Consider the following 25,801-nt stretch of genomic DNA (forward strand, 5'->3'; position numbering starts at 1 on the left):
CGGGTATCAGCGACCCGGTGGGGCCACCCTCCCGACATCCAGCCGATCACTCTTCGCCGATCACGACGACGCGGATGTCGACGTCCACGTCCGAATGCAGGTGCAGAGTCAGCTCGAACTCCCCGGTCGTCCGCAGCGGGCCTTCCGGCATGCGCACCTCGCGCTTCTCGACTTCGGTGCCCTTGGCGGTCAGGGCATCGGCGATATCGGCCGGGCCGATGGAGCCGAACAGCTTGCCTTCGCCACCGGACTTCGCGGTGATCTCGAGCACCGTGCCATCCAGCTTTTCCTTGCGGGCTTCCGCCTCGGCCAGGGCTTCGGCGGCGGCCTTCTCCAGTTCGGCGCGGCGCGCTTCGAACTCGGCAATGTTCTCCGCGGTAGCGAACTTGGCCTTGCCCTGCGGCAGCAGGTAATTACGGGCAAAACCGGGGCGCACGGTGACGCGGTCACCGAGGGTGCCCAGGTTATCGATCTTTTCCAGCAGAATGACTTCCATCTTAGGTATTCCTGTAACGTTGGGTCAGCCCCCAAAAGGGCTCAGTTTACACCGGTCGCGGACCGGTCTCACGAATTGTTGTCACCGTCCGGTCCGTCACCCGGACCCTTGCGCCCGCCCAGCGCGCCAAGGCGCGAGCGGATGTCCGCCCAGGCATCGATCACCCCGATCGTCGCCAGCAGCAGAAACATCTGCGGCAGCGCCAGTGCCATCAGCAGATACATCCCGACCAGCCAGAAACTGCTCATTCCCTGGCGGAAGGTCAGCGCATGCATCAGCGCAACCCCCTGGAGGAAGAACAGCACCGCCAGGATGAACGCCAGCTCGGTCGCCAGCGGAACGGGTCCCAGGTGCCCGAGGCCCGCCAGCAACAAAGTGGCTGCGCTGGTCGTCCGGCCGAACTGCAACGCCCGGAATTCCTCGCCGAACGCCCCCGGGTTGTACAGCAGCGCCTGCCAATAGCGGCCTAGCAACACCGCCAGCGTCAGACTCAGCAGCACGATCCCGGCGAACAGGCCCGTCAGATACGGGGCCATCCGACGAAGCGCGGCCTCCAGCTCCTGGGGGCCGGTATCCGCACCCTCAACCAGCGGGCCCAGCAGGGCCATGCCTACCCGCGCCCAGGTCGCTTCCAGGTCCGGCACCAGCAGGTGCACCAGCAGCACCCCGGCCCCGGCAACCCCGGCGGCCACCTGCAGCGTCACCGGCCAAGAGACCGTGCGCCGCAAGAGCTCGGCAAGCAACGCCACCGGAGCCCACTGCACAAAGCCGGCCATCACGCCGGCGAACAATGGCGCCCCGGGCAGCAGAGCGAACATCGCCACGCCCAGCACCACAGACGACAGCGCCACCACCAGCACCGCCTGCCCGAGCCCGATACGCAGCCCGACCAGGGCTACCAATGCGCTACCCAGAATGGCGATCGGCGGCAGGAACAGCCCCACCACGCCAAAGCCGGAGACCGCGCCCACGGCGCGGCCCCGGCTCTTCATCGCAAAGTCGGCCAGTGCCCGCATCACGACGGCCCCGGCAAAACCGGCGCGAGGTTTAGTGGTTGTCGCTGTACGGCAGCAGGGCGAGGAAGCGCGCACGCTTCACGGCGGTAGCCAGCTGACGCTGATACTTGGCGCTGGTGCCAGTCACACGACTGGGCACGATCTTGCCGGTCTCGGTAACAAAACCCTTGAGCAGGTTCAGATCCTTGTAATCGATGTAATCGATGCCTTCGGCGGTGAACTTGCAGTACTTACGGCGACGCGGAAAACGGGCCATGTCAGATCTCCTTCAACAATTCGGTCAGTGAACGGGCAGGACTTACTCGGCGACGGCCGAGTCGTCGAGAGCGGACTCGCCACCCTCGTCGTCGCGCTCGCGGCGACGGCCCTTGGCGTTCTCCTCTTCCTGGCCCTTGGCCAGCGGGGAGGTCTCGGTCACGGCCTCTTCCATGCGCATCGCCAGATGGCGCAGCACGGCATCGTTGAAACGGAATGCGCTGGCGAGCTCTTCCATCGCCTCTTCCGAGGCTTCGATGTTCATGAGCACGTAGTGCGCCTTCACCAGCTTCTGAATCGGGTAGGCCAGCTGACGGCGGCCCCAGTCTTCCAGGCGATGGATCTTGCCTTCATGGCCTTCGACCAGGCCCTTGTAGCGCTCGATCATCGCCGGGACCTGCTCGCTCTGGTCGGGGTGGACCAGGAACACAACTTCGTAATGACGCATTGGGAACTCCTTGCGGGTATCAGCCTCCCGTCCACGCGGTGAGGCAAGGGTTCGGCCGCGCGGGGTTCGCCCGCGGGGCAGAAAGGCGCGATACGATAACCGAAGCGCAGCTCGGCAACAAGCCTGGCCCTAGCCCCACTTCCCGTGCGGGGTCAGGACTGCGATGCAATCAGTCACCTCCCACGGGCCATTCGTGATCCGGGATGATCCCGTCATCCCGCTGCTCATGACGAACCCAGGCAACGATGTCGGCCACGTCCTCGTGCTCCAGCCCAGGGATCGGCGGCATGTCACCGTACTCCCAGTGATGCGCGACGACCCCACGCTCCACGGCGATAAAGAAGGTAATGTCGGCGTGGTGCGACGGCTCGTAGATCCGATGGACGATCGCCGGCCCCTGGTCCGTCCCGCGGGCATCCGCTCCATGACACTCCGAGCAACTCTGCTGGAAGCCCTCCTGACCCGCGCGTGGATCGCCATACAGCTCGACATTGGCAAGCCCCTGGATCGGATAGGGCGCGCGCTCCTTCGCCGCCTCCGGGGCCTGCTCGCCACATCCGGCGAGCAGGCCGGCAAGGGCCAGCGCGACCACCAGTGCCCCGACCGACTTAATGCGCATGCCCATGATGGCCCCCGTTGTGGTGGTCGTGGTCGTCGTGCCGCTCAGGCGCGTGCTGGCCATCGTGGTCATCCGAGGGGTCGTCGCCGGCATCGGCCAGCTCGTAGCGGATGTAATTGACCACGTGCCAGATCTCGTCGTCGTCCAGCACACCGGCAAAGGCGGGCATCTCGCCCGAACCCTCGCGAATCATCCAGTGGTATTCGCCTGCGGTGTGCCCCCCGGCGTGTTCCCGAAAATCGGCTGGACGCGACTCCAGCGCACGCGCCCGCGGGCCGTCACCGGCGCCGGCCTCCCCGTGGCAGACCAGGCACTGGGCCTTGTAGGCATCCCGGCCCATGCGAATGGATACCTCGTCCGCCGCGTGGGGGTTATCGCGCTCGGCCGCATCGGAAGGTGCCTCCCAGCGATGTTCATGCGCGTCGTGGTCGTGCATGGGGTCATCGTGCGCGTGATGGTCATGGCCGTGGTGGTCACCCTGGCCGGAATGGTCATGGTGATCATGGGTCGGCTCACCGTGATGGTGGTCGTGGCCCTCGCTCGCCGCGAGCGGCGTGGCCAGGGTCAGGCTCGTGGCCAGCAGGACGCTGACCGGAAAAGCGGTTGCAAAAGACATCTCGATTCCTCGCTGTCGCAATCATCAAAACGGACGCGGCCAGGCCGCGTCCCGGGACAGGGGAATCAGGATCTCGGTGGAGGGCTCGGGGGCTCGACGGACAACCGGGTCGGCTGGACCAGGGGGTCGGCGAGCACCCGGGTCAGCTTCGTCGCAAGCGAGACAACAGTCGCCAGCGGGGCCATGCAACAGCCACCGTGGCTGGAACATTCATGCTCGGCGTGATGATCGCAGTGCGCGCCCTCGCAGTGCATGGAGGCCTCCATCTCCACGGGCTCGGTGTGCATAGTCGCCATGTCGGCCGCATGCGCGGTTTGCGCCATCACCAGCAGGGGCAACAGCAGCAACAGCCAGAGGAACGGTCGAGGACGTACGCGCATGTACCGAGTGTATCAGGGCCGGCGCCGTCAGCATTGGCGCTGGCGGCGGACCTCGAACAGCGTGATGCCCGTCGCCACCGAGACGTTCAGGCTCTCCACCGTGCCGCCCATCGGGATCCTGGCGAGATGATCGCAGGCCTCGCGGGTCAGACGGCGCAGCCCTTCGCCCTCGGCCCCCATCACGATGGCGGTGGGTACACGCAGGTCCACCTGGTAGAGGCTTTGCTCCGCCTCCCCGGCCAGCCCCACCGTCCACATCCCGGCGTCTTTCAGCCCCGACAGGGTGCGGGCAAGGTTCCCAACACTGACGACGGGAACCGTCTCGGCTGCACCGGAGGCGACCTTGATAGCCGCGGGGGTCAGAGCCGCACTGTGATGGCGCGGCATCACCACCGCACCGGCGCCGGCAGCATCCGCAGTGCGCAGGCAAGCCCCAAGGTTATGCGGGTCGGTCACGCCATCCAGCACCAGAATCAGATCAAGCCCGTCGCGGACGCGCTCCACCAGGGTCCGCTCGTCCACGACCGGCCGCGGTTTGCAATGCGCAATTACACCCTGGTTCTGAAACCCGGGATGGTGCTGATCCAGGCGCTCGCGGCCGACGCGCTCGACCGATATCCCGCTCGATTCGGCCAGCCGAAGCAGCCGCTCCAGCGCGGGCTCGATCGGGTCGGTCGCCAGCTGCAGGCTTTTGACGCGCTCGGGCGCCTGCTGCAACACAGCCGCCACCGCATGGATACCGCCAAACGTCTCGGCCCGGCTACCCTTGCCACCCTTGCTCATCGTGCGCTCCCGACCCGTCCAGCGGCAGTAGCGGACGCGGATCTTGCAAGATGGCTACGCGAAGTCGGCACGCGGCCCCTCAGGACGGGCGCCGGCGCCGTCCCCGGCGACGCGGAGACTTGGACGCCTCGTCGGTCGGACCGGACTCGACAATCGTATTGCCATCCTTGTCGCTTTCTGGCTTCGGCGGGGGCACCGCCTCGTTGCCAGGCTCCGGAGCATCCGGGACGGCCTCGGCCTGGTGATCCGCATGCGTATCCGCCTGGGAATCCGGCTGTGCGTCGGACGCACCGGAATCGCCACCACCACCGCCGCGACGGCGCCCCCCACGACGACGGCGTTTCTTCTTTGGCGCCGGCGTCTCATCGGCATCCGGTTTCCCGACAGGCGCTTTCGGTGCTGACTCGACTGGAGCCGATTCGGCAGCAGACGCATCGGCATCCTGGCGCCGCTTGCCGCGACGGTTGCGCTTCTTCGGCGCGGGTGCCGCTTCGTGCGACGGTTTCTCGGTGGTGGCTTCCGCTGTCGCTTCGGCCGCGGCGGACTCGGCACTGGGCGCGTCGGCGTCCTTGCGGCGTTTGCTGCGGCGACTGCGCTTCTTCGGCGGCGGATCCGACGACCGGGGCTTGCCGGCCTCTTCGGCCAGGGCCAGGTCGATCTTGCGATCGTCCAGGCTGACCCGTGCCACCTGCACCTTCAGCACATCACCAATACGGAACACGCGACCACCGCGCTCGCCGGTCAGCGAATGGCGCGAGGGATCGAAGTGATAGAAGTCGTTGTCCAGGCTGGTCACATGGACCAGCCCCTCGATATAGACATCCTTGATCTCGACGAACAAACCGAATCCGGTGACGCCCGAGACCACGCCCTCGAAGGTCTCCCCGACCTTGTCCTGCATGTACTCGGCCTTGAGCCAGGCGATGGCGTCACGGGTGGCATCGTCCGCACGCCGCTCGGCCATGGAGCAGTGCTCACCCAGCTGTTCCATCTCGGTGTGCGAATACGGGAAACCCTTGCGACTGCCCTTGCGCAGGACGTGGCGGATACCGCGATGCACCAGGAGATCCGGATAGCGACGGATCGGCGAGGTGAAGTGCGCGTAGTCATCCAGGGCCAGGCCAAAATGCCCATCGAGCTCCGGCGCATAGACCGCCTGACTCAGCGACCGCAGGAGGACGGTCTGGATCAGTTGCTGATCGGTGCGCTGGCGCGCGGCCTTCAGGACCGTCGTGTAGTCGGCCGGGGTCGGTTCGGCACCACCCCCCAGGTTCAGACCGGCACCATTCAGGAATTCTCGCAGGTCGTCGATCTTGTCCGACGGCGGCTGATCATGGATGCGGTACAAGGCCGGCACCTTGTGCTTCTTCAGGAAGCGTGCGGCGGCCACGTTCGCCATGATCATGCATTCCTCGACCAGGCGGTGCGCGTCGGTACGCTCGGTCGGGACGATCTTCTCGATCTTGCGGTCCTCACCGAAGACGATTTTCGTCTCGGTGGTATCAAAATCGATCGCCCCGCGCCGATTGCGCGACGCGTGCAGCGCCTTGAACACCTGCTGCAGCGTCTCCAAGTGCGGCATCACGTGCGCATTCTTCTCACGCAGCGCGGAATCGCCCTGGAGCATCTGCGCCACATCTTCATAAATCAGTCGCGCATGCGAACGAATCAGGCCCTCGTGAAAACGGAAGCCCTTCAGTGCACCGCGGGCGCCGATTTCCATCTCGCACACCATACTGAGGCGGTCGACGTTCGGGTTCAGCGAGCACAGTCCGTTGGACAGGGCCTCCGGCAGCATCGGGATCACGTTGTTCGGGAAGTACACCGAGGTGCCACGAGTCCGTCCCTCGCGGTCCAGGGCCGAATCGCGTTCGACGTAATGCGATACGTCGGCAATCGCGACCCACAAACGCCAGCCCTTGCCTTCCGGCTCGCAGTACAGGGCGTCGTCGAAGTCGCGGGCATCGTCCCCGTCAATGGTCACGAAGGGCTTGTCGCGCAGATCCAGGCGACCCTTCTTGTCCTTCTCCGCCACCTCGGCGCCAAGGGAATCAGCTGCGGCGATCACTTCGTCCGGCCACTCGTGCGGAAGACTGTGGGCACGGATGGCAATGTCGATCTCCATACCCGGCGCCATGTGCTCGCCGAGCACCTCGACCACGTCGCCCTTTAGGCGCGCGGTACGCGAAGCGGACTCGCGAATGCGCACGACCACGATCTGGTCGTCGTCGGCCTCGCCCAGACCATCCGGCGGCACCAGGATCTCGTGGGTAATGCGCTTGTTGTCCGGGGTCAGAAGACCCACGCCGTCCTCGATCTTGAGGCGCCCGACCACTTGGGTGGTATTGCGCTCGAGCACCTCGACAATCCCGCCCTCGCGGCGACCACGACGATCCACGCCCATGACACGAGCCAGCGCGCGGTCGCCATGAAACACGCCGCGCATCTGCTTGGGCGACAGGAACAAGTCATCGTCCTGCTCGTCCGGCACGAGGAAGCCAAAACCGTCCGGGTGACCGATCACGCGACCGCGGATCAGGTCTTCCTGGTTCACGGGCAGATAGGCACCACGCCGGTTGCAAAGGGCCTGGCCGTCTCGCTCCATCGCCTTCAGGCGGCGGCGCAGGGCCTCGAGACGATCATCGTCGTCGATCTTCAGCCGTTCCGCGATCTCGTCGTAGGACAGCGGATTGTCGGCTTCCTGCAGGAGCCCGAGAATGAACTCGCGGCTGGGGATGGGGTTGTCGTACTTCTGCGCCTCGCGCTCGAAATTCGGATCGGCGGGGGTCTTGCGACGTTGTCTTGGCATTCAGTGAACTCTGTGGATGTTGCAATGGGCAGCCCCTTGCCGGGAATCCGGCCGGGCGCGCAAGTAAACGCCCATTATGAGGCATGCGGAATTTTGTTGCGCAGAACGGCATTTGCAGGGCGTCGACCGCCTACCCCGGGCGCGCAGATTTAAGGCCGCGGGGCGTTGACAGCCTCTCGGCCGCACACTATATTGCGCGCTCCTGAAGCGCAGGACCCCTCAAGGTCCAACCTCGTGCCGAGGTGGCGGAATTGGTAGACGCGCTAGCTTCAGGTGCTAGTGAGCGAAAGCTCGTGGAGGTTCAAGTCCTCTCCTCGGCACCATTTTTCAGCTTCACCAAAACCCTTCTGCTGATCTGACTCGCGCGACATCCGAACGGATGACGTCGATTTTCGCGTGTGCAATCCCGATTGAATCGCACATGGGACCCGCGAGGGTAGCCCCGGGCCGGAGGCGACACGCCCCGACCTCGCGACCCCAAGAATCAGCTGTCGAAGGGATCGCGCAGGACCAGGGTTTCGTCCCGATCCGGCCCGGTGGAGATCATATCGATCGGCACCCCAACCACTTCGCTCAGACGCTCCAGATACGCCCGTGCATTCGCCGGCAGCTTCGCGTATTCGCGGACCCCTACGGTGGATTCCTTCCAACCCGGCATCTCCTCGTAGATCGGGGTACAGGCGGCATAGGCCTCGGCACCGGACGGGGGCGCCTCGCGGGTCGCGCCGTCATCGCACTTGTAGCCCACGCAGATCTGCACGTTCTCCAGCCCGTCCAGCACGTCCAGCTTGGTCATGCAAAGACCGCTAATGCTGTTGATCTTGACCGCCCGTTTCAGGGCGACGGCATCGAACCAGCCGCACCGACGCGCACGCCCGGTGGTAGACCCAAATTCGTTGCCTTGGCGGGCCAGGTGTTCGCCCATGTTATCGAACAGTTCAGTCGGGAACGGACCGGCGCCGACGCGGGTGGTGTACGCCTTGGTAATTCCCAACACGTAGTCGATATCGCGCGGGCCCACCCCGGAACCGGTCGAGGCCCCGCCAGCAGTGGTATTGGAGGAGGTCACGAACGGGTAGGTCCCGTGGTCGATATCCAGCAACGTCCCCTGGGCACCCTCGAACATCACGTCCTTGCCCTGCTCGCGCAGCTCGTGCAGGCGTCCGGCCACATCGGTGACCATCGGCTGCAGACGTTCGGCATGGGCGAGGCACTGCTCGAGGACCTGTTGCTGATCTACGGTCGGCGCCTTGAAGTAATGCTTGAGCGCGAAGTTGTGATAGTCCATGACCTCGCCCAGCTTGGCGGCCAGGCGCTCACGGTGAAACAGGTCGTCCAGGCGCAAACCCCGGCGGGCGACCTTGTCTTCGTACGCCGGGCCAATACCCCGGCCGGTAGTGCCAATCGCCGCCTTCCCACGGGCCTTCTCACGCGCATGGTCCAGCGCCACGTGGTACGGCAGGATCACCTGGCAGGCATCGGACAACCGCAGGCGGTCCGCCACCGGCACACCACGCGCCTCCAGCTCTTCCATCTCGGTGATCAGCGCCTCGGGGGACAGCACCACCCCGTTGCCAATCATGCACTCCACGCCTTCGCGCAGGATGCCCGAGGGAATCAGATGGAGCACGGTCTTTTCGCCATTGATGACCAGGGTGTGGCCGGCATTGTGGCCGCCCTGGAAGCGCACGACGGCCGCGGCATCCTCGGTCAGACGATCGACGATCTTGCCCTTGCCCTCGTCTCCCCACTGGCTTCCCAGTACGACTACAAAACGTCCCATCGCCTTCAATGCTCCACTACCGTCCATTGCCCATCACGCCGTTCAAGACGCGCATCCGTGGGAGATTCGTTGTTCTGCCCTTCCAGTTCACGCACCACACGCTGCCCTCGAGCACGCAGGTCCGCAATCGCGGCCTCGAGGTCCGCACCACCCGTGGCCGGCGCAGCGACCGTCTGGCGGACCGGTCCATTTTGACCGTTTTCGCGCCGCACAAATGCCCGCAGGTCCGTGCTAAAACCCGTGGCGGCGCGAGCGCGCCCGAAGACGCGCCCAATCTCGTTGTAGCGTCCGCCGCGCGCGATGGCCTGCCCCGAACCCGGCACAAAGGCCGCAAATACCAGGCCCGTATGATAGGCGTAGCCTCGCAACTCGGCCAGGTCCAGGTGCAGATCGAGCCCGGGCTCGCTCGCCTCCAGACGGGCAACAACCGCCTGCAGGTGATCCAGCGCCGTGACTACCTCGGCCGGTGCACCTTCCAACGCCTCGCGTGCCGTGTCCAGCACGGTCGCATCGCCATTCAAGTCCGCCAGCCGCCGCAGCCGTGCACAGGCAGCCGCATCCATCCCGGTGTCCTGCCAACGCGCCAGCGTATCTTCGATCTCGGGCACACTCTTGCGTTGAAGCTGATCGAAGAAATCCTGCTCCTGACTTTCGTCCAGGCCCGCGTCACGCGCCAGCGCACGATAGATGCCGACATGGCCCAGATCCAGGCTTGTGTGTTCGACACCGCAAACCGAAAGGGTGGCCAACATCAGTCGGATGATCTCGATATCGCTATCCAGCCCATCATGCCCAAACAGTTCGGCACCGGCTTGAAGCGGACTGCGCGAACCGGACCACTCGTCCGCTCGCGTGCGCAGTGCGCTACCGACGTAGCAAAGGCGGTTCGTTCCCTCGACCCGTAGACGGTGGGCATCGATGCGGGCGACCTGTGGCGTCAAATCTGCGCGCACACCCATCATGCGCCCCGTCATCTGATCGGTGAGCTTGAAGGTCTGCAGATCCAGGGCATGCCCCGCCCCGGTCAGCAAAGACTCCAGGTATTCGGCCAGCGGTGGCATGACCAGGTCATAGCCCCAGGTATCGAACTGATCCAGCACCCGGCGACGCAGGGCCTCCAGTCGACGCGCGGCATCCGGAAGCGCCTCCTCCAGCCCATCCGGCAGCAACCAGCGATTGATATCGGTCATCTCGTCCCTGTTCGTGTCCTGTGGTGCATCACGCGCGGGCGCCCGGCAAAAGACGGGCCCGGAATGTTCCGGGCCCGATGCGAACGGCCTGCCTCAATGCGGCCGCTGCCGCTTGCCCTCGGAGGCCGAGCTAGCGAGCCGGCAACGGGGCCGGACGTTCACCGCCGGGCGCGTTGAAGAACTGGAAGAACTCTGAGTTCGGTTCCAGGATAAAGGTGCTGTTCTCGCCGCTCATGCTGTTGCGATAGGCAATCAGGCTGCGGTAGAAGCGGAAGAACTCTTCGTCCTCGCCGAACGACTGCCCGAGCGTTTCGGTGGCGCGGGCGTCACCCGCACCCCGGATCTCCTCGGAATCGCGATAGGCATTCGCCAGGATCACGGTGCGGTCGCGGTCAGCACGCGAGCGAATGCGCTCGGCCTCTTCCTGCCCTCGGGCGCGGAAGTCCTGCGCCACACGCTGACGCTCGGCCCGCATACGCTCGTACACCGACTCGGAGACCTCCTCCGGCAGGTCCATCCGGCGGATACGCACATCGACCAGATCGATCCCCAGCTCTTGCGCAGTCTCCAGCGCTGTCTGACGCACTGCACCCATGATGGTCAGGCGTTCGCCCGCCACCACATCCTGGAGCTCGAAACGGGCAAACTCGTTTCGCATCCCGTCGCGCAGGATCTGCGCCAAACGCTCCTCGGCCAGGCGCTCGTCGCCGCGGGTTGCGCGGTAGAACTGGCCGACATCGTCAATCCGCCACTTGGCATAGAAATCGACGATGATGTTTTTCGCCTCGGAGGTCAGGAACCGATCCGGCGGGATGTTCAGCGTCATGATCCGGGCGTCGAATTTCTCGACGTTCTGGATCAGCGGGAACTTGAAATGCAGACCCGGGGAGGGATCCACCTCGCGGATCTCCCCCAGGGCGAACTTGATCACGCGATCACGCTCGTCGACGGTGTAGGTCGACAACGCGACCACGATACCGAGCACGACCACGGCAATACCGGCTATGCGGAACATTAGCGCACCTCCCGCGAACGCTGGGTGGCCGGGTTGCGATCACCCAGACGGCCCGTGCTCGTGCCACTGTTGGTAAAACTACCGCGACTGGTGTCCAGCGGCTGCGGCGTCGGGCCATCACTCGAACGGTTGCCGGTACGCCCGCCCTGGAACAACTGATCCAGCGGGAGCATCATCAGGTTGTTGCTGCTCCCGACATCCAGCATCAGCTTGCGCGAATCCTCAAGTACAGCCTCGACCGCTTCCAGGTAGAGACGATCCCGGGTCACTTCCGGGTACTGCTGGTATTCGACCAGCAGCTGGTCGAAGCGGGATGCATCACCCTCGGCACGGGCAATGACCTGGTCCCGATAGCCCTCGGCCTCTTCGATGATGCGCGCCGCCTGACCGCGAGCCCGCGGGATCACGCCGTTGGCGTAGGCCTCGGCCTCGTTACGGAAACGAACCTCGTCCTCACGCGCGCGGATGGCGTCGGCGAAGGACTCCTGCACCGGTTCCGGCGGCTGCGCCTGCTGCATGGACACGGCGGTCACCACGATCCCGGCGCCATAGGCATCCAGGTTCTCCTGCATCACCGTCCGCGCCGTCGAGGCGATCTCGCCACGCCCCTCGCCGAGGATGAAATCGAGGTTCGACCGGCCCACTCGCTCACGAATCGCCGACTCCATCACCTGGTTCACGGTGGAGTCGGGGTTACGCACGTTGAACAGGAAGTCGACCAGATCAAGGATGCGGTACTGCACCGCGATATCCACATCAATGATGTTCTCGTCACGAGTCAGCATCAGCGCGCGGTGCTCCAACGTACGCACGTTGTCGACGTTCTCGATCTCGATGCGCTCGATGGGATAGGGCAGGTGCCAGCCCGGCCCCGGATTCTTCACTTGCTGGAATTCACCGAACCGGAGCACGACGCCGCGCTCGCCTTCCGAGATGATATGAAAACCGGAGGCCAGCCAGACGACCAGGGCGATGATCAAACCAAGGCTGACCAGCGCCTGGGTACCACGCCCCATGCCACCGGAACTGGAACCGTCGGAACCGCCACTGCCGCCCCCGCCAAAGATCCCGTTCAGCTGACGCGACAGCTTGCGCATCATCTCTTCGAGATCGGGGGGCTGGTTGCCCCCACCACCGCCACCGCTACCGCGCTGGCCGCCACCACCTCCACTCCAGGGGTCGCGGTTGTTGTTTCCCGGTTCATTCCAGGGCATGGACTGGACTCCGTCACTCACTCAGGGCTGCGCCCGACACGGAATCCAGAGACACCGTGGCAGGCATAAGGGGACACATTCTAGGGAGCCACCCCCGGCCCGGCAAGCGCGCCCGGCGGGGATTGCGGGTATAGGCCCTCAGCGGAGCGTCGATCAGGGTCTGGCGACGCCCGCGGACTCGATAATCACAAACGCCTGGGCGTATTCGCGTTCGTCACTGATACTCAGATGGATCACCCCCGCCCCAAGGCGCTCGGCGGTCGCCCCAGCACGGCCCTCCAGCAAAAACTCCGGGCGCCCTCGACTATCGTGCGTCACCGCCGCTTCCGCCAGGGCCATGTCCGCTCCCACCCCGCAGCCCAGCGCCTTGGAAAGGGCCTCCTTGGCGGCGAAGCGGCGCGCCAGGAACCCGGCGGGATTCTGCTCGGGCAACTCCAGGCGCTCCTGCGGATGCAGGATGCGCTCCGCCAGCCGGCGGCCGTGGCGCTCCCACATGCCCTGCATGCGTGCCACCTGCACCAGATCGGTCCCGATGCCGAGGATCATCGCGCGCTCAGACCGGATACTGTCCGGCCGGCAGCCCTTGCCGCGCGGCATCCATCAGACCACGCATATGACTGACCGCCTCCGGCAAGCCCGTGAACAGGGCGCGGGCCACGATCGAGTGGCCGATGTTCAGTTCGTGGAATACCGGGTTGGCGGCGATAGGACGAACATTGTCGTAATCCAGACCGTGTCCGGCATTGATGATCAAGCCCATCTGTCGACCTGCCTCGGCCGCATCGTTAATCCCGGCCAGGAGACGTTCGCGCTCGCCCGCATCACGGGCATTGGCGTAGGCGCCCGTGTGCAGTTCCACAACCGGGGCGCCGATCGCCACGGCGGCCTCCAGCTGGCGAGCATCCGGCTCCACGAACAGCGAGACCTCGATCCCGGCGGCCGTCAGCGGCTCGACAAACGCGCGCAGCCGCTCCCGCTGCCCCACCGCATCCAGCCCACCTTCGGTGGTCAGCTCCTCGCGCTTTTCCGGCACGATGCAGCAGGCCTCCGGGCGCAGTTTCAGGGCAATCGCCTGCATCCCTTCGGTTGCCGCCATCTCCAGGTTCATCGGGACCTTGAGCCGGGGTTTGATCCCGAACACATCGTCATCCTGGATGTGGCGGCGGTCCTCGCGTAGATGCAGGGTGATCGAGTCCGCACCGCTCGCCTCGGCCAGGCGCACCGCCTGCATCAGATCCGGATACGGCGTATGCCGCGCCTGCCGAATCGTGGCGATATGATCGAGATTGACCCCGAGCTTCAACGGAGCTGGATGCGACATGATGCGGTGCCCTTGTGTGGCTGCGACGCGAGTGACTACAGCAGACCGCGGGTCCGCAGAGGCCGCCCGGCCAGATGGGTGTCGATCAACCAGCGCATGAAATCGCGGCTGACGCGGGACTGATTATCCGGCACGTCGTGCCCGCTGACCAGCGCCCGCAAGGCGGCACCGGGTATGGTCGCCCCGCGACCGGCGGGTGCCGGTTCCAGACCGGCCTCGGGGTCGTAGCGATACCAGGCGTCCGGGTCGAGCTCTTCCGGATCCACGTGTTCCATCCCGGAATCGAGCGGCGCGAGCAATGCCCATTCGGCTCGCCGGAGCACGGTATCGGCCCGTTCCCCGGCGGCAAGTCGTGCGTACGCCCCCAACAGGGCCGGCAAGGCCTCCGGGATCGGCGCTTCGCGCGGATAAAGCCGCAGAATCAGTTCGTTCAGGTACAGGCCGCAGACCAGCGAACGTCCGGTGAGCGGGAACACGCGCTGCTGCTCGGCCACGCTCAGTGTTGGCAGCTCGCCACGCCCACGCCAGCCCAGATCCAGCAACACGAAGGGCTGCACCGAGCCCGCCTTGCCCCGCACCACGGCCGACAGGCGACCGGATTCGGCGGTCAACAAATCGAGTATGCGGCTGTTCTCGCGCAGCGGACGTGCATGCAGTACCACCCCCTGGGTGACGCTGATACCTGCACTCATGGCGCGTCGCGGGACCCGCGCCTCAACGGGACTCTTCGATCCCAAGCTCGCGCAGGGCCCGCGGATTACGCGTCCAGTCCGCCTCCACGCGCACCGTCAAGCGCAGCATCACCTTGCGTCCGAGGAGTTCCTCGAGCTGGATGCGGGCAGCCTGCCCAATGCGCTTGAGCCGCTGCCCGCCCTTACCGATAACGATCCCCTTCTGGCTATCGCGCTCGACCAGGATCACCGCGTCGATATGCGTGGTACGCGGCTCGTCGGCCCAGTCCTCCACGCGCACCGCCACCGAGTACGGAACCTCCTGCCCCAGGTGCTCCAGCATGGACTCACGGATCATCTCCCCGGCGCGGAAACGTTCCGGGCGATCCGAGAGTTGCTCCGGGTCATACAGAAATGGCCCCTCCGGGATGCGCGCGCGGATCTCGGCGATCAGGCCGTCCAGGTTAGAACCGGTCTTGGCCGACAGGGGCACCACGCCACCATAATCAAAGGCGGCCATACGCTCTTCGATGAACGGCAGCATCGCCTCCTTGTCGCGGAACTGGTCAACCTTATTGATCACCAACAAAGCCGGGCGTCCGGACTGCCGTATGGTCTCCTCGATCCGCTCGTCCCCAACGCCGAACTGACCGGCCTCGACAATGAAACAAACCAGGTCCGCATCCGCCAGCGCCTGGCTGGCCGTGCGATTGAGGACGCGATTGACCAACCGGGTACGCTCAGTGTCGATCCCCGGGGTGTCCATCAGGACGACCTGATCCGAGCCCTCGGTCACGATCCCGAGGATACGGTTGCGGGTGGTGTGTGGGCGTCGGGTCGTGGCCGCCAGCTTCTCGCCGACCAGGCGATTCATCAGCGTGGTCTTGCCTACGTTGGGTCGACCGATCAGCGCGACCAGCCCGCAGCGCGTGGCGGCGGACTCGGATCCTTCAGTTTCGCTCATTGTTCCTGTACCTGTTGCAGGCGTTTCAGGGCGGCCTCGGCCGCGGCCTGCTCGGCGCGGCGCCGACTGGAACCCTGGCCCCGCTGCCCCCACCCTTGCGTGGGCAGATGCACGGCCACGGTGAATTGACGTTGGTGATCGGGACCGGCGACCTCCAGCACTTCATAGACCGGGAGATCGGCATTGCGCCCCTGAAGCTGTTCCTGCAGCCGGGTCTTCGGGTCCTTCAGCGATTCGGCCGAAGGAAGATCCTGCAAGCGCTCGGCATACAGGGCCAGGGTAAATTCGCGGGCTGCCTGCATGCCGGCCTCGCGGTAGGTCACCCCGATCAGGGCCTCCACCGCATCAGCCAGAATCGAGTCGCGTCGCTGCCCGCCACTCTTGCGTTCACCCTGTCCCAGATTCAGCGTGCCCTCGAGCCCGGTCTCGCGTGCCAGGGCCGCCAGCGACTCGCGATTGACCAGCGCGGCGCGCAGACGGGTGAGGTCGCCCTCCGGCGCCTCGGGCAACTGCTCGTACAGGGCATCGGCGATCACCAGGCCCAACACCGCATCGCCCAGGAACTCCAGGCGCTCGTTGTTGCGCCCACCGGCACTGCGATGGGTCAGCGCCTGACCAATCCCCTCGCCATCGCGCACGGCGGGCGGCAATAGACTGCGGAAATCACGACTCACAGAACAACCTGGCACCCGCTGCCGAGAACCCGAACGACCCCATCAGGGAGCAAGGGTCTCGGTATTCGAAAATCGGGCCACGACATCGACATTCCCGAGGAATTCGCGCCGCACCTCGTACTCCAGATGCAAACGGCGGGTCTCACCATTCTCGGTCACACTGAAATTGTCTTCGTCGATCCCGTCGTACACGGAATTGATCTGAAACCGTCGATTAATCTCGCGCCACAGCTCGCGCTCACTCTTCTCGGCGGCGCCGGTCTGGGTGGCCACGTCCTGCATGATGGAGCGCACGGTCAGAAACTGGGTGTACTGCGTACCCATCTTGATCACAAAGGTCCCCACCAGCAGCGCCAGAAAGATCAGCGCCAGAATGGTGACCGCGCCAGCGCCCTGCATCGAGTGTCTGGAATGTCGCATCGTTGTCCCGCCCCTGTTGCCACGCCCTTGAGAACGGACTAGCGAATGGCCTGCCCGATCCGGGAAAAGTCCCGATAACCTTCATTGTAATCCCAATGCAGCCAGATGAAGAGCGCCCGACCTACCAGTAGCTCCTCGGCGACAAATCCCCACGAACGACTGTCGTTGGAATTGTCGCGATTGTCGCCGACCATAAAGTAATGGCCCTTGGGGACCGTCACGGAGCCGTCCAGGCTGGCCTGCTGCTCGCGCATCAGGGTGTTGTAGGTGCGCCCATCCAGGGTCTCCTCGAACATCGAGGCACCCGACATCACCTGCCCGGACCCCTCGCCTTCAAAGGTGCCCACACGCTCGGCCGGCTGCGGCTCGTCATTCACGTACAGCACGCGATCACGGAACGCGATGGTGTCCCCCGGAAGACCGACCACCCGCTTGATGTAGTCCTCTTGCGGGTTCCTCGGGTACTTGAACACCGCGACCTCGCCACGCTCCGGCGCGCCCGTATCGAAAATCTTGGTGCGCGTGACCGGGAGGTGAATCCCATAGGAAAACTTGCTGACCATAATGAAATCGCCCACCAGCAGCGTCGGCATCATCGAACCGGAGGGGATACGGAACGGCTCGGCCACGAACGAGCGCAGGATCAGTACGATCAGCAGCACCGGGAAGAACGAACGCGAGTAATCGACAAACCAGGGCATCGCCCGCTGCCGCTCCGGGCTCCGGCGCCGCCGCAGGATCAACCAGCCCAGCCAGATCAGGCCGGTGACGGCGGTTGCCAGCACCAGGATCAGTTCAAGATTCGCCATGCCGTGTCCTCTGTTACCGGTATTACCGGCCCTGTCTGGCAGGCCGGTGGCCTGCCGACTCGATTGTGATTACTTGTCGTCGTCCACCGACAGTACCGCAAGAAAGGCCTCCTGCGGCACGTCCACCTTGCCGATGGACTTCATGCGCTTCTTGCCGGCCTTCTGCTTCTCCAGCAGCTTGCGCTTGCGGCTCACGTCGCCGCCGTAGCACTTGGCCAGCACGTTCTTGCGCAACGCCTTGACGGTAGAACGCGCGATGATCTTGGAGCCGATGGCCGCCTGGATCGCGACTTCGTACATCTGGCGCGGGATGATCTTGGCCATGCGCTCGATCATCTCGCGCCCGCGGGACTCCGCGTGGTCGCGGTGGACGATCGCGGACAGCGCATCCACCCGGTCCCCATTGATCAGCACATCCACGCGTACCAACGGCGCGGCCTGGAAGCGCAACGGCTGATAGTCGAAAGAGGCATACCCACGGGTCGCCGATTTCAGGCGATCAAAGAAATCCAGCATCACCTCGGACATCGGCAGCTCGTAGACCAATTGCACCTGGCGCCCCAGGTACACCATCTTGGTCTGCACACCGCGTTTCTCCACGCACAGGGTGATGACCGCACCCACGTACTCCTGTGGCACCAGGATGTTCGCCTCGATGATGGGCTCGCGAACCTCGGCAATCTCGTTGTTCGCCGGCAGTTCGGAGGGGTTGTGCACGGTGACGATCGCGCCATCGAGCCTTTCCACCTCGTAGACCACCGTGGGTGCCGTGTTGATCAGCTCCAACCCGTACTCGCGCTCCAGACGCTCCTGCACGATCTCCATGTGCAACATGCCCAGGAAGCCGCAGCGAAACCCAAAGCCCAAAGCCTTGGAGGTCTCGGGCTCGAAGCTCAGAGCGGCATCGTTCAGGCGCAGCTTGTCCAGCGCATCGCGCAGGTCATTGAAGTCGTCCGAACTAATCGGGAACAAGCCCGAGAACACCCGTGGCTGGACCTCCTGAAACCCTGGCACCGCCTCGCTCGCCGGGTTATGGAAGTCGGTAAAGGTATCCCCGACCTTGGCCCCCGAAATATCCTTGATGGTGGCAATGAGGTAGCCGACCTCGCCCACTTCCAGGGTCTCGCGATCCACCGGTTTCGGCGTAAACACCCCGACCCGGCTCACCTCGTGCGCCCGCCCCACCGACATCGCCTTGATCTTCTGCTTGGCATAGAAGCGCCCAGCCTTGACGCGCACTAACGCCACCACACCCAAGTAATTGTCGTACCAGGAGTCGATCACCAGCGCCTTGGGCGCAGCCTCGGCATCCCCCTCCGGCGGCGGGATCCGGCGCACGATCTCTTCCAGAAGTTCGGCCATCCCCTCGCCGGTCTTGGCGGAGACCCGCAGGGCATCCGCCGCCTCAATACCGATCACGTCCTCGATCTCGGCCGCCACCCGGTCCGGCTCGGCAGCCGGCAGGTCAATCTTGTTCAGGACCGGCACGACTTCCAGGCCCTGATCGATCGCGGTGTAGCAGTTCGCCACACTCTGCGCCTCGACACCCTGGGAGGCATCGACCACCAGCAGCGCACCCTCGCAGGCGTACAGCGAGCGCGAGACCTCGTACGAGAAGTCCACGTGCCCTGGGGTGTCGATGAGATTCAACTGATAGCGCTCACCGTCCTGGGCGTCGTAGAACAGCGACACGCTCTGCGCCTTGATGGTGATTCCGCGCTCGCGTTCCAGGTCCATCGAGTCCAGCACCTGCTCCGACATCTCGCGTTCGGTCAGGCCGTTGCAACCCTGGATCAGGCGGTCCGCCAGCGTGGACTTGCCGTGGTCGATATGCGCGATGATGGAGAAATTGCGGGTGAGGCGGGTTTCGGTCATGCAGGGGCCAGTTGGTCCAGCAGTGCCTTTCGGTCGAGGAAATGGCAGCAGAGAATGTCGCCGTCGACCGCAAGCACCGGGACCTTGACGTTAAAACGCGCCTGCAGCTCCGGGTCCTCATCGATATCGACGACCGTAAGCGCGAAAGTATAACGGCTTTTGAGCGCCATGATCTCCGCCAGCATGTCGTGGCAGAGACCACAGCTCTCCCGATGGTAAAGCGTCAGTTCAGTCATGCGGATGCCTGTGAGTCGGCCCAGGCAGGCCCATACGCAGTGGCCGCCGCCGCGAGCCTTCGCACCGGGCGCTGTCGACCCGGGCGCTGTCGACCCGGACGCTGTCGACCCGGGCGAGGCCCGTCCGAAATCGGCTCAATCCCGAGGCACGCGCAAGGCGATGTAAGTCGGGTTGCCGCCGCGGTAGACCAGCACCGGCACCGTGCGGCGATCCCCAACCTCTTCAATCAGGCGCTCCAAGGTTTCTACCGAATCCACCGCGTCGCCGCCGAATTGGACGATCACGTCGCCGGAGCGCACCCCTGCCGAACGCGCCGGATTATCGGTGACCTCTCGCACGACGAGTCCGCTGTCGACATCCAGCTCCTCGGCCTGAGCCGCATCCAGCGGCTCCAGGACCATGCCCAGCAAGCTCTGCGGCTGGGTGGGCTCCGGCTCGCTCGGACGCTGCCCACCGCGCTCGGCGGAGATGTCCTCTGGCAGGCGCTCGATCTCGACGTTGATCGTGATGGTCTCGTCACCCCGACGCACCTCGACCTCGGCCTCGGTACCCACCGGCGTGCGCCCAACAATCGGCGGTAGCGCGGAGGAATTGGGGACCTCGATCCCGTTGAACGAAAGGATCACGTCCCCGGTCTCGAACCCGGCCTTCTTGGCCGGGCTGTCCGCCTGAACGCGCGCGACCAGGGCCCCGGTGGGCTTATCCATGCCGAAGGAGTCGGCCAGCTCGCGCGTCACCTCCTGGATCAGGACGCCCAGCCAACCACGTGTGACCTCGCCATGCTCACGCAGTTGCTGGACCACGTCCTCGACCATTTCGATCGGCACGGCGAAGGACAACCCCATGAAGCCGCCCGTGCGGCTGTAAATCTGGGCGTTCACCCCGATGACCTCTCCATCCATGTTCAGCAGGGGCCCACCGGAGTTCCCCGGGTTGATGGCGACGTCCGTCTGAATGAACGGGACATAGTTCTCGGTCGGCAGGTTGCGACCCTTGGCGCTGACGATACCGGCCGTGACCGAGTGATCGAAGCCGAACGGCGAACCGATCGCCAACACCCACTCGCCCACTTTCAGATCCGACGACGAGCCCAGCTTCAGGGTCGGGAGGTCTTCGGCGTCGATCTTGAGGAGCGCGACATCGCTTTGCGGGTCTTTGCCGACGATTTCGGCGTCATACACGCGCCGATCCGACAGATGCACCACCACCTCCGTGGCACCCTCCACCACGTGGTTCGCGGTGATGATGTAGCCGTCCTCGGTGTAAATGAAACCGGAGCCGAGGGAGTTGCGCTCGAAACTCTCCGGTGCACCGCGACCTTCGCCGCCGGGACCCCCGAAGAAGCGTTCGAACAGGTCTTCGAAGGGTGAGCCCTCGAAGTCCGGCATCTGACTACGATGCGGATTCTCGCGCTCGCGGGTGGTCGCAATGTTCACCACCGCTGGGCTGTGCTCCTCCGCCAGCGGTACGAAATCCGGCAACATGCGTGCCGAGGCCGGCAGGGAAAGGGCCAGGAAGGTCAGGGCCACCAGGGCCCACTGCATCGGTTTCATCATTATCTAACCCACATTGGGAAGTCGTCGATTCATCGCTCTAGAAAGCCGCAGCCACCCACAAGTTCCCGTGGGCAGATGCAATAGAGTCAGGGACGGGGCGTGAGCATGGATCCAGCGGGACGATGGGCCCCGGATTGGGGGTGGCGTTCCAACAATACCGGGGCCAGGTCCGGGGCACGGCGGCGTAACCAGGTGCGCACGCCCAACAATCCCAGGGCAAAGCCCAGGGCCCCGGCGAGCAGATGGAAACCTTCGCTCAGCCCCGGCGCCATCAGCATTAACAACGCGGGCGCTGCCACCAACCCCGCCAGCGGCAACAGGTACATGGCCAGCGCGCCCGAGACGAGCGCCTGGTCGCGAATCCCCAGGGTCACGGTATCCCCAGGCTGTAGCGTCCCGGGATGACCGATGGACACCTCTACAGCCTTGCGGCCAAGCACCTCGGACAACACCCCGCTGCCACAGCCGCTGCGGGCCGAACAGCTACCGCAGGTGGACTGGCGTTCAATGCGTACCCGCGCCTCGTAGCCGGTGACCGACAGAACCGTCCCCTGCTCGCGGATCCATTCGCTCATGGCATTCGCTTCGGGTGAGACACGGCAGTCAATCGCCGGCGTGATAGACCGCGGCATCGAGCACGGCCTGCACCGTGTCATGGGGTACGTCCCCCACCGCCGTCACTTGGTGGCCAGCGATCGAACGTGCCGCCCCATGAGTGGCACCCGCCCGGGTTGTACCTTCGAACATCTGCTCACCGCTGGTCTTTTCAATGTAGACCGACACCGAGGCCAGACCGTCGCTCAGCACGAAATGGCGCAGGGAAGACTCATCATCGCCCACGCGGCGATCGGTCGCCGCGATGGCGGTGAAGCCATCCGGAAGCCCCTCGAACAACCAGCCGTCCACGCCAGTACGTTCGTCCCAGTCCGGCTTCTTGTGCCCGTGATCGGCACGCACTTCCACGCGCTCGGCATCCTCGCGGGTGGCTTGCAGATCAGACTCCGAAACGGTGTCAAGACGCTGGAGATCGGTGAAGGCCAGACGCTCCAGCAGCTTCCCATGGCCATCGTACAGCTCGCTCAGAAGCGGCAGAGCCGTGGACACGTCAAGGCAGTAGCGATGACTGTAGCGCAGGGTGTCGCGGGCGCGAGCCAGGACCATGCGGCAATCGAGCCCGGCCACGCGATCCAGACCCATGTCTTTCAGGGCGTAGTGGTCATGACCTTCCAACAGGAAGACCGGCGCGCCCGCCGGCCAGTGCGGAGCACCGGACGAGCCCTCGCCCGCCGGGGCCCGGGCACCCTTCTGGGCGCTCACACGATCCACCGAGCGCAGGATTTCGCGGGCGGGTCCGGTCAACGTCTCGAGGCGTTCGCGATAGCCCCCGTTCTCGGCGGCATGCACAACCCGGATGGTGTCCAGTCGGTCATCACGCTGGAGCACAAAGGTGCCCTTATAGCTCTGGGCATGCAGGCTGCTGGTCATCCTCTCCAGCCACTCGGCCGGAGACGAATCTCCAGCCAGTAGCGACGGCGGAAGACAGCTAAGCGCAGCGGCAATCAGGAAGAGCGGCAGGCCGCGGCGCATCACGCGTTACTCGTCACCAACCGTGTAGCGGACTCGGCCCAGGGCGGTGGAGCCCGGTCCGGTCAGTTCCGCATGGTTCTCGAGATAGCGGGCAAAGCGCGGGTCCAGCGACTCGCGCTCGACGGCGGGCGCCTCACCCGTGCTGGCGCGCTGCACGCCGTCGGCAATCTGTGCCGGGGCGCTGGTCTCGCTCGCCACCGGGGTCGCCTCGGGCGAACCCGACTCGGGACCGACCATCTGCATGCCGACCAGAGTGACCATGGCCACGGTGGCGGCTACGCCGGTACCCGCCACCGGCTTCAACCAGCGGGGCTGGGCCGGCTTGTCCGCGACGGCCAGCGGGGACTCGTTGGCCAGGGCGGCATGAATGCCGTCCATGAAATTCGCGGGGGCTGTGCGACGCAACCCGCCGCGCAAACTGTCGCCGATCAGGTGATAGCGTTCCCACTGGGCCCGGTCCTCCTCGGACTTGGCCAGTTCATCCATCAGGCGACGCGTCTCGAAGTCATCCGTTTCTCCGTCCACCAGGGCCGACAGACGTTCGTTCTTGGAGACTTGTTCTTTCATGGCGCTACTCGTTCAGTTGTCGTCTAACAACGGACGCAAGGTCCGATCGATGGCCTCGCGGGCCCGGAAGATGCGCGACCGGACCGTACCGATCGGACATCCCATCGTCTGCGCGATTTCCTCGTAACTCAGTCCTTCGATCTCGCGCAATGTGATGGCCATCCGAAGGTCGTCGGGCAATTCCTCGATGGTGCGACGCACCGCCCCTTCAATCTCTTCGGACAACAGCTCCCCCTCCGGGGTTGCACTGTCCTTCAGGGCGGAGTCACCGCCCATCTGTTCCGCATCCTGCGCATCGACCTCGGCCTCGGGCCGCCGCCGTCCCTGAGAGACAAGGTGGTTCTTGGCCGTGTTGATGGCGATGCGGTAAAGCCACGTATAGAACGCGCTCTCGCCGCGAAAGTTCGCCAGCCCCCGGTAGGCCTTGATAAAAGCCTCCTGGGACACGTCCAGGGCCGCCGCATGGTCGTGGACATACCGCCCGACCAAGTTGACGATCTTGTGCTGGTATTTCAGCACCAGAATGTCGAACGCCGCCTTGTCGCCTTTCTGAACTCGCTTGACCAGGGCCTCGTCGGAAGCCTTCTCGCTCATGCGGGGACTCCCGCCAGCACACCGGTCTCCGGTAATCTATGGTGCATGGACCGCCTGACTCGCATTAAGTTCGCTTTGCGCACAACACTGTTGCGCAAGGGCCACAATTTGCTCTGGCAACAAGCGCAGCACGTTACCTGACCCATGGGGACAGTACAACAACCGCGCCTGTCGGACGTCCTCGTGATCGGAAGCGGCGCGGCGGGACTTTCCGCAGCTCTGCACCTGGCGCCGCACCGGCGTGTCACTGTAATCAGCAAGGGGCCGGTCGATGAGGGCTCCACCCGCTATGCTCAGGGCGGGATCTCCGCGGTCCTGGACCGCACCGACTCCTTTGATGCCCACATCCAGGACACCCTGGACGCTGGCGCCGGCCTGTGTGACCCGGACGCGGTACGCCGCGCCGTGGCGGCAGGCCCTGAGGCCATCCACTGGCTGCTGAATCTCGGGGTCCCCTTCACCCGCGAGCCCCTGGAGGGACGCAGCCGGCTGCACCTGACCCGCGAGGGCGGCCACAGCGCCCGGCGCGTAGCGCATGCGGCGGATGCCACCGGGCGTGCAATCGAGGAGGCGCTGGTGCGCAATGCCTCCGGCCAGGCGAGCATCGAAGTCTTTGAACGCCACGTGGCGGTGGACCTGATCACCCAGGTGATCGACGGCCACCGCCGGGTCGTCGGCGCCTACGTGCAGGATGGCAAGACCCGCGAGGTGGAGACCTTCCTCGCCCCCACCGTGATCCTCGCAACCGGTGGCGCCAGCAAGGTCTATCTGTACAGCTCCAACCCGGACGGCTCCACCGGTGATGGGATCGCGATCGCCTGGCGCGCCGGCTGCCGCATCGCGAACATGGAGTTCATGCAGTTCCACCCAACCTGCCTGTTCCACCCCCGGGCCAAGTCGTTCCTGATCTCCGAGGCGGTGCGCGGCGAAGGCGGGGTGCTGGTGTTGCCGAATGGCGAGCGCTTCATGCCGCGTTTCGATGAACGTGCCGAGCTGGCCCCGCGCGACATCGTGGCACGCGCAGTCGACCACGAAATGAAGCGCCTGGGCATCGATCACGTGAATCTCGACATCAGCCACCAACCGGCCGAGTTCATCCGCGAGCACTTCCCCACGATTCACGAACGCTGCCTGGAATACGGCTTCGACATGACCCGAGAACCGCTGCCCGTGGTCCCGGCCGCGCACTACACCTGCGGTGGCGTGATGGTGAATCACTATGGCCAGACCGACCTGCCCGGACTGTATGCCGCTGGCGAGGTCTCCTACACTGGCCTGCACGGCGCCAATCGCATGGCCAGTAACTCTTTGCTGGAGTGCCTGGTGTACGCGCGTGCGGCCGTCGATCACATCCTGTCGCAGACCGACCTGCCCACCCCCGAAAAGCTGCCGGTCCCGCCGGCCTGGGACGAATCCCGGGTAACCGAGTCACAGGAAGAGGTGGTGGTCGCCCACGACTGGGACGAGCTACGCCGGCTGATGTGGGACTACGTCGGCATCGTGCGCGCCCGCGAACGCCTGCATCGCGCCGAGCGCCGCATCCGTATCCTGCAGGAAGAGATCCACGAGTATTACAGCCACTTCCGCATCTCGCCGGACCTGCTGGAGCTGCGCAACCTGGCCATGGTCGCCGAGATCATCGTGAAGAGCGCCCTGTCGCGGAAGGAAAGCCGCGGGCTGCACTATATCCGCGACTACCCGGACACCGATCCGGCCCTGGACGGCCAGCCGACCATCCTGGCACCGGAAAACGCCCTGCGCCCGAGCGACAACCGCCGCCCGTAGGCCGCTCCGTCATTGCGACTCGCCGCAGGCGACGAAGCACAAAAGCAGCGAAGCTGCGTTGAACGGCCACAGGCCGGCCCGAAGGGCGAGCGGAGCGAGCAATCTCCCACAGCTGGC

At 65.1% G+C, this 25,801-nt stretch carries 28 protein-coding genes and 1 tRNA gene; 2 read left to right on the plus strand and 27 right to left on the minus strand.

The window, feature by feature from the left end:
* Positions 1–46: 46 nt before the first annotated feature.
* The 9 genes from rplI to rnr form a co-directional block, all read right to left on the minus strand.
* Positions 47–496 (minus strand): 50S ribosomal protein L9, encoded by a 450-nt coding sequence (rplI, locus tag D002_RS0102350; RefSeq protein ID WP_018140303.1) that lies wholly within the window; start codon positions 494–496, stop codon positions 47–49.
* Between the two features lie 68 nt (positions 497–564).
* A complete protein-coding gene (locus D002_RS0102355) occupies positions 565–1,512 on the minus strand; it encodes a hypothetical protein (RefSeq protein ID WP_018140304.1) in 948 nt (315 codons plus the stop codon).
* A gap of 31 nt (positions 1,513–1,543) precedes the next feature.
* Positions 1,544–1,768: a 30S ribosomal protein S18 gene (gene rpsR, locus D002_RS0102360; RefSeq protein WP_017940974.1), complete on the minus strand. Its 225-nt coding sequence runs from the start codon at positions 1,766–1,768 to the stop codon at positions 1,544–1,546.
* Positions 1,769–1,810: 42 nt separating this feature from the next.
* Complete coding sequence (gene rpsF / locus D002_RS0102365; RefSeq protein ID WP_018140305.1) at positions 1,811–2,215, minus strand: 30S ribosomal protein S6; 405 nt, start codon at positions 2,213–2,215, stop codon at positions 1,811–1,813.
* A gap of 169 nt (positions 2,216–2,384) precedes the next feature.
* Positions 2,385–2,840 (minus strand): cytochrome c, encoded by a 456-nt coding sequence (locus D002_RS0102370; protein ID WP_018140306.1) that lies wholly within the window; start codon positions 2,838–2,840, stop codon positions 2,385–2,387.
* Positions 2,824–3,450 carry a cytochrome c gene (locus D002_RS0102375; RefSeq protein WP_026181455.1) on the minus strand — a complete coding sequence of 209 codons (627 nt, stop codon included), beginning with the start codon at positions 3,448–3,450 and terminating at the stop codon, positions 2,824–2,826. Before D002_RS0102375 ends, D002_RS0102370 begins: the two co-directional genes overlap by 17 nt.
* Before the next feature lie 65 nt (positions 3,451–3,515).
* Positions 3,516–3,830: a hypothetical protein gene (locus tag D002_RS0102380; RefSeq protein WP_018140307.1), complete on the minus strand. Its 315-nt coding sequence runs from the start codon at positions 3,828–3,830 to the stop codon at positions 3,516–3,518.
* 27 nt (positions 3,831–3,857) lie between these two features.
* On the minus strand, positions 3,858–4,613 hold the full coding sequence (rlmB, locus tag D002_RS0102385; protein ID WP_018140308.1) for a 23S rRNA (guanosine(2251)-2'-O)-methyltransferase RlmB: 756 nt from the start codon (positions 4,611–4,613) through the stop codon (positions 3,858–3,860).
* A gap of 79 nt (positions 4,614–4,692) precedes the next feature.
* Positions 4,693–7,422 carry a ribonuclease R gene (gene rnr, locus D002_RS0102390; protein WP_018140309.1) on the minus strand — a complete coding sequence of 910 codons (2,730 nt, stop codon included), beginning with the start codon at positions 7,420–7,422 and terminating at the stop codon, positions 4,693–4,695.
* Between the two features lie 236 nt (positions 7,423–7,658).
* Between rnr and D002_RS0102395 the strand changes: the two genes are divergently transcribed.
* Positions 7,659–7,745: transfer RNA gene (locus D002_RS0102395), tRNA-Leu, on the plus strand.
* A 161-nt stretch (positions 7,746–7,906) separates the two neighbouring features.
* Here D002_RS0102395 and D002_RS0102400 read toward each other — a convergent pair.
* The 18 genes from D002_RS0102400 to rpoE form a co-directional block, all read right to left on the minus strand.
* Positions 7,907–9,205 carry an adenylosuccinate synthase gene (locus tag D002_RS0102400; RefSeq protein ID WP_018140310.1) on the minus strand — a complete coding sequence of 433 codons (1,299 nt, stop codon included), beginning with the start codon at positions 9,203–9,205 and terminating at the stop codon, positions 7,907–7,909.
* Between the two features lie 5 nt (positions 9,206–9,210).
* A complete protein-coding gene (locus tag D002_RS0102405; RefSeq protein WP_018140311.1) occupies positions 9,211–10,395 on the minus strand; it encodes an ATP phosphoribosyltransferase regulatory subunit in 1,185 nt (394 codons plus the stop codon).
* Between the two features lie 130 nt (positions 10,396–10,525).
* Positions 10,526–11,410: a protease modulator HflC gene (gene hflC, locus D002_RS0102410; RefSeq protein ID WP_018140312.1), complete on the minus strand. Its 885-nt coding sequence runs from the start codon at positions 11,408–11,410 to the stop codon at positions 10,526–10,528.
* The gene (gene hflK, locus D002_RS0102415) at positions 11,410–12,624 is read right to left on the minus strand and encodes an FtsH protease activity modulator HflK (protein WP_018140313.1); all 1,215 of its coding nucleotides are present in this window, start codon (positions 12,622–12,624) and stop codon (positions 11,410–11,412) included. The genes hflC and hflK overlap by 1 nt, the downstream gene beginning before the upstream one ends.
* Before the next feature lie 153 nt (positions 12,625–12,777).
* The gene (gene acpS / locus D002_RS0102420; RefSeq protein WP_026181456.1) at positions 12,778–13,170 is read right to left on the minus strand and encodes a holo-ACP synthase; all 393 of its coding nucleotides are present in this window, start codon (positions 13,168–13,170) and stop codon (positions 12,778–12,780) included.
* A 7-nt stretch (positions 13,171–13,177) separates the two neighbouring features.
* Positions 13,178–13,945, minus strand: coding sequence for a pyridoxine 5'-phosphate synthase (pdxJ, locus tag D002_RS0102425; protein WP_018140315.1), 768 nt, complete (start codon positions 13,943–13,945; stop codon positions 13,178–13,180).
* A 35-nt stretch (positions 13,946–13,980) separates the two neighbouring features.
* Positions 13,981–14,637: a DNA repair protein RecO gene (locus tag D002_RS0102430; protein WP_018140316.1), complete on the minus strand. Its 657-nt coding sequence runs from the start codon at positions 14,635–14,637 to the stop codon at positions 13,981–13,983.
* A gap of 22 nt (positions 14,638–14,659) precedes the next feature.
* Positions 14,660–15,580, minus strand: a complete 921-nt coding sequence (gene era / locus D002_RS0102435; protein WP_018140317.1) for a GTPase Era — start codon at positions 15,578–15,580, stop codon at positions 14,660–14,662.
* On the minus strand, positions 15,577–16,254 hold the full coding sequence (rnc, locus tag D002_RS0102440) for a ribonuclease III (RefSeq protein ID WP_026181457.1): 678 nt from the start codon (positions 16,252–16,254) through the stop codon (positions 15,577–15,579). Before rnc ends, era begins: the two co-directional genes overlap by 4 nt.
* A gap of 42 nt (positions 16,255–16,296) precedes the next feature.
* Positions 16,297–16,653 carry a DUF4845 domain-containing protein gene (locus D002_RS0102445; RefSeq protein WP_018140319.1) on the minus strand — a complete coding sequence of 119 codons (357 nt, stop codon included), beginning with the start codon at positions 16,651–16,653 and terminating at the stop codon, positions 16,297–16,299.
* Between the two features lie 59 nt (positions 16,654–16,712).
* Complete coding sequence (lepB, locus tag D002_RS0102450; protein ID WP_018140320.1) at positions 16,713–17,483, minus strand: signal peptidase I; 771 nt, start codon at positions 17,481–17,483, stop codon at positions 16,713–16,715.
* A gap of 69 nt (positions 17,484–17,552) precedes the next feature.
* A complete protein-coding gene (lepA, locus tag D002_RS0102455; RefSeq protein ID WP_018140321.1) occupies positions 17,553–19,358 on the minus strand; it encodes a translation elongation factor 4 in 1,806 nt (601 codons plus the stop codon).
* Entirely contained in the window at positions 19,355–19,594 is a 240-nt protein-coding gene (locus tag D002_RS0102460; protein WP_017940958.1) for a glutaredoxin family protein, read from the minus strand. Before D002_RS0102460 ends, lepA begins: the two co-directional genes overlap by 4 nt.
* 135 nt (positions 19,595–19,729) lie before the next feature.
* Complete coding sequence (locus D002_RS0102465; protein WP_018140323.1) at positions 19,730–21,139, minus strand: DegQ family serine endoprotease; 1,410 nt, start codon at positions 21,137–21,139, stop codon at positions 19,730–19,732.
* A gap of 98 nt (positions 21,140–21,237) precedes the next feature.
* Positions 21,238–21,726 carry a SoxR reducing system RseC family protein gene (locus tag D002_RS0102470; protein ID WP_018140324.1) on the minus strand — a complete coding sequence of 163 codons (489 nt, stop codon included), beginning with the start codon at positions 21,724–21,726 and terminating at the stop codon, positions 21,238–21,240.
* Between the two features lie 28 nt (positions 21,727–21,754).
* Positions 21,755–22,738, minus strand: a complete 984-nt coding sequence (locus D002_RS0102475) for a MucB/RseB C-terminal domain-containing protein (RefSeq protein WP_026181459.1) — start codon at positions 22,736–22,738, stop codon at positions 21,755–21,757.
* Between the two features lie 6 nt (positions 22,739–22,744).
* Positions 22,745–23,305 carry a sigma-E factor negative regulatory protein gene (locus D002_RS0102480; RefSeq protein ID WP_018140326.1) on the minus strand — a complete coding sequence of 187 codons (561 nt, stop codon included), beginning with the start codon at positions 23,303–23,305 and terminating at the stop codon, positions 22,745–22,747.
* A 12-nt stretch (positions 23,306–23,317) separates the two neighbouring features.
* The gene (gene rpoE / locus D002_RS0102485) at positions 23,318–23,899 is read right to left on the minus strand and encodes an RNA polymerase sigma factor RpoE (RefSeq protein ID WP_018140327.1); all 582 of its coding nucleotides are present in this window, start codon (positions 23,897–23,899) and stop codon (positions 23,318–23,320) included.
* Between the two features lie 144 nt (positions 23,900–24,043).
* On the opposite strand from rpoE, the gene nadB reads away from it, so the two are divergent.
* Entirely contained in the window at positions 24,044–25,684 is a 1,641-nt protein-coding gene (gene nadB, locus D002_RS0102490; RefSeq protein ID WP_026181460.1) for an L-aspartate oxidase, read from the plus strand.
* The last annotated feature ends 117 nt before the right edge of the window (positions 25,685–25,801 follow it).

It is taken from the genome of Thioalkalivibrio sp. ALJ7, from assembly GCF_000376865.1.
GTDB lineage: Bacteria > Pseudomonadota > Gammaproteobacteria > Ectothiorhodospirales > Ectothiorhodospiraceae > Thioalkalivibrio.

What these genes read in the sequence shown, in the direction of transcription:
- rplI (WP_018140303.1), bottom strand. Translation starts at nt 496, where the DNA reads ATGGAAGTCATTCTGCTGGAAAAGATCGATAACCTGGGCACCCTCGGT.
- D002_RS0102355 (WP_018140304.1), bottom strand. Translation starts at nt 1,512, where the DNA reads ATGCGGGCACTGGCCGACTTTGCGATGAAGAGCCGGGGCCGCGCCGTG.
- rpsR (WP_017940974.1), bottom strand. Translation starts at nt 1,768, where the DNA reads ATGGCCCGTTTTCCGCGTCGCCGTAAGTACTGCAAGTTCACCGCCGAA.
- rpsF (WP_018140305.1), bottom strand. Translation starts at nt 2,215, where the DNA reads ATGCGTCATTACGAAGTTGTGTTCCTGGTCCACCCCGACCAGAGCGAG.
- D002_RS0102370 (WP_018140306.1), bottom strand. Translation starts at nt 2,840, where the DNA reads ATGGGCATGCGCATTAAGTCGGTCGGGGCACTGGTGGTCGCGCTGGCC.
- D002_RS0102375 (WP_026181455.1), bottom strand. Translation starts at nt 3,450, where the DNA reads ATGTCTTTTGCAACCGCTTTTCCGGTCAGCGTCCTGCTGGCCACGAGC.
- D002_RS0102380 (WP_018140307.1), bottom strand. Translation starts at nt 3,830, where the DNA reads ATGCGCGTACGTCCTCGACCGTTCCTCTGGCTGTTGCTGCTGTTGCCC.
- rlmB (WP_018140308.1), bottom strand. Translation starts at nt 4,613, where the DNA reads ATGAGCAAGGGTGGCAAGGGTAGCCGGGCCGAGACGTTTGGCGGTATC.
- rnr (WP_018140309.1), bottom strand. Translation starts at nt 7,422, where the DNA reads ATGCCAAGACAACGTCGCAAGACCCCCGCCGATCCGAATTTCGAGCGC.
- D002_RS0102400 (WP_018140310.1), bottom strand. Translation starts at nt 9,205, where the DNA reads ATGGGACGTTTTGTAGTCGTACTGGGAAGCCAGTGGGGAGACGAGGGC.
- D002_RS0102405 (WP_018140311.1), bottom strand. Translation starts at nt 10,395, where the DNA reads ATGACCGATATCAATCGCTGGTTGCTGCCGGATGGGCTGGAGGAGGCG.
- hflC (WP_018140312.1), bottom strand. Translation starts at nt 11,410, where the DNA reads ATGTTCCGCATAGCCGGTATTGCCGTGGTCGTGCTCGGTATCGTGGTC.
- hflK (WP_018140313.1), bottom strand. Translation starts at nt 12,624, where the DNA reads ATGCCCTGGAATGAACCGGGAAACAACAACCGCGACCCCTGGAGTGGA.
- acpS (WP_026181456.1), bottom strand. Translation starts at nt 13,170, where the DNA reads ATGATCCTCGGCATCGGGACCGATCTGGTGCAGGTGGCACGCATGCAG.
- pdxJ (WP_018140315.1), bottom strand. Translation starts at nt 13,945, where the DNA reads ATGTCGCATCCAGCTCCGTTGAAGCTCGGGGTCAATCTCGATCATATC.
- D002_RS0102430 (WP_018140316.1), bottom strand. Translation starts at nt 14,637, where the DNA reads ATGAGTGCAGGTATCAGCGTCACCCAGGGGGTGGTACTGCATGCACGT.
- era (WP_018140317.1), bottom strand. Translation starts at nt 15,580, where the DNA reads ATGAGCGAAACTGAAGGATCCGAGTCCGCCGCCACGCGCTGCGGGCTG.
- D002_RS0102445 (WP_018140319.1), bottom strand. Translation starts at nt 16,653, where the DNA reads ATGCAGGGCGCTGGCGCGGTCACCATTCTGGCGCTGATCTTTCTGGCG.
- lepB (WP_018140320.1), bottom strand. Translation starts at nt 17,483, where the DNA reads ATGGCGAATCTTGAACTGATCCTGGTGCTGGCAACCGCCGTCACCGGC.
- lepA (WP_018140321.1), bottom strand. Translation starts at nt 19,358, where the DNA reads ATGACCGAAACCCGCCTCACCCGCAATTTCTCCATCATCGCGCATATC.
- D002_RS0102460 (WP_017940958.1), bottom strand. Translation starts at nt 19,594, where the DNA reads ATGACTGAACTGACGCTTTACCATCGGGAGAGCTGTGGTCTCTGCCAC.
- D002_RS0102465 (WP_018140323.1), bottom strand. Translation starts at nt 21,139, where the DNA reads ATGCAGTGGGCCCTGGTGGCCCTGACCTTCCTGGCCCTTTCCCTGCCG.
- D002_RS0102470 (WP_018140324.1), bottom strand. Translation starts at nt 21,726, where the DNA reads ATGAGCGAATGGATCCGCGAGCAGGGGACGGTTCTGTCGGTCACCGGC.
- D002_RS0102475 (WP_026181459.1), bottom strand. Translation starts at nt 22,738, where the DNA reads ATGCGCCGCGGCCTGCCGCTCTTCCTGATTGCCGCTGCGCTTAGCTGT.
- D002_RS0102480 (WP_018140326.1), bottom strand. Translation starts at nt 23,305, where the DNA reads ATGAAAGAACAAGTCTCCAAGAACGAACGTCTGTCGGCCCTGGTGGAC.
- rpoE (WP_018140327.1), bottom strand. Translation starts at nt 23,899, where the DNA reads ATGAGCGAGAAGGCTTCCGACGAGGCCCTGGTCAAGCGAGTTCAGAAA.
- nadB (WP_026181460.1), top strand. Translation starts at nt 24,044, where the DNA reads ATGGGGACAGTACAACAACCGCGCCTGTCGGACGTCCTCGTGATCGGA.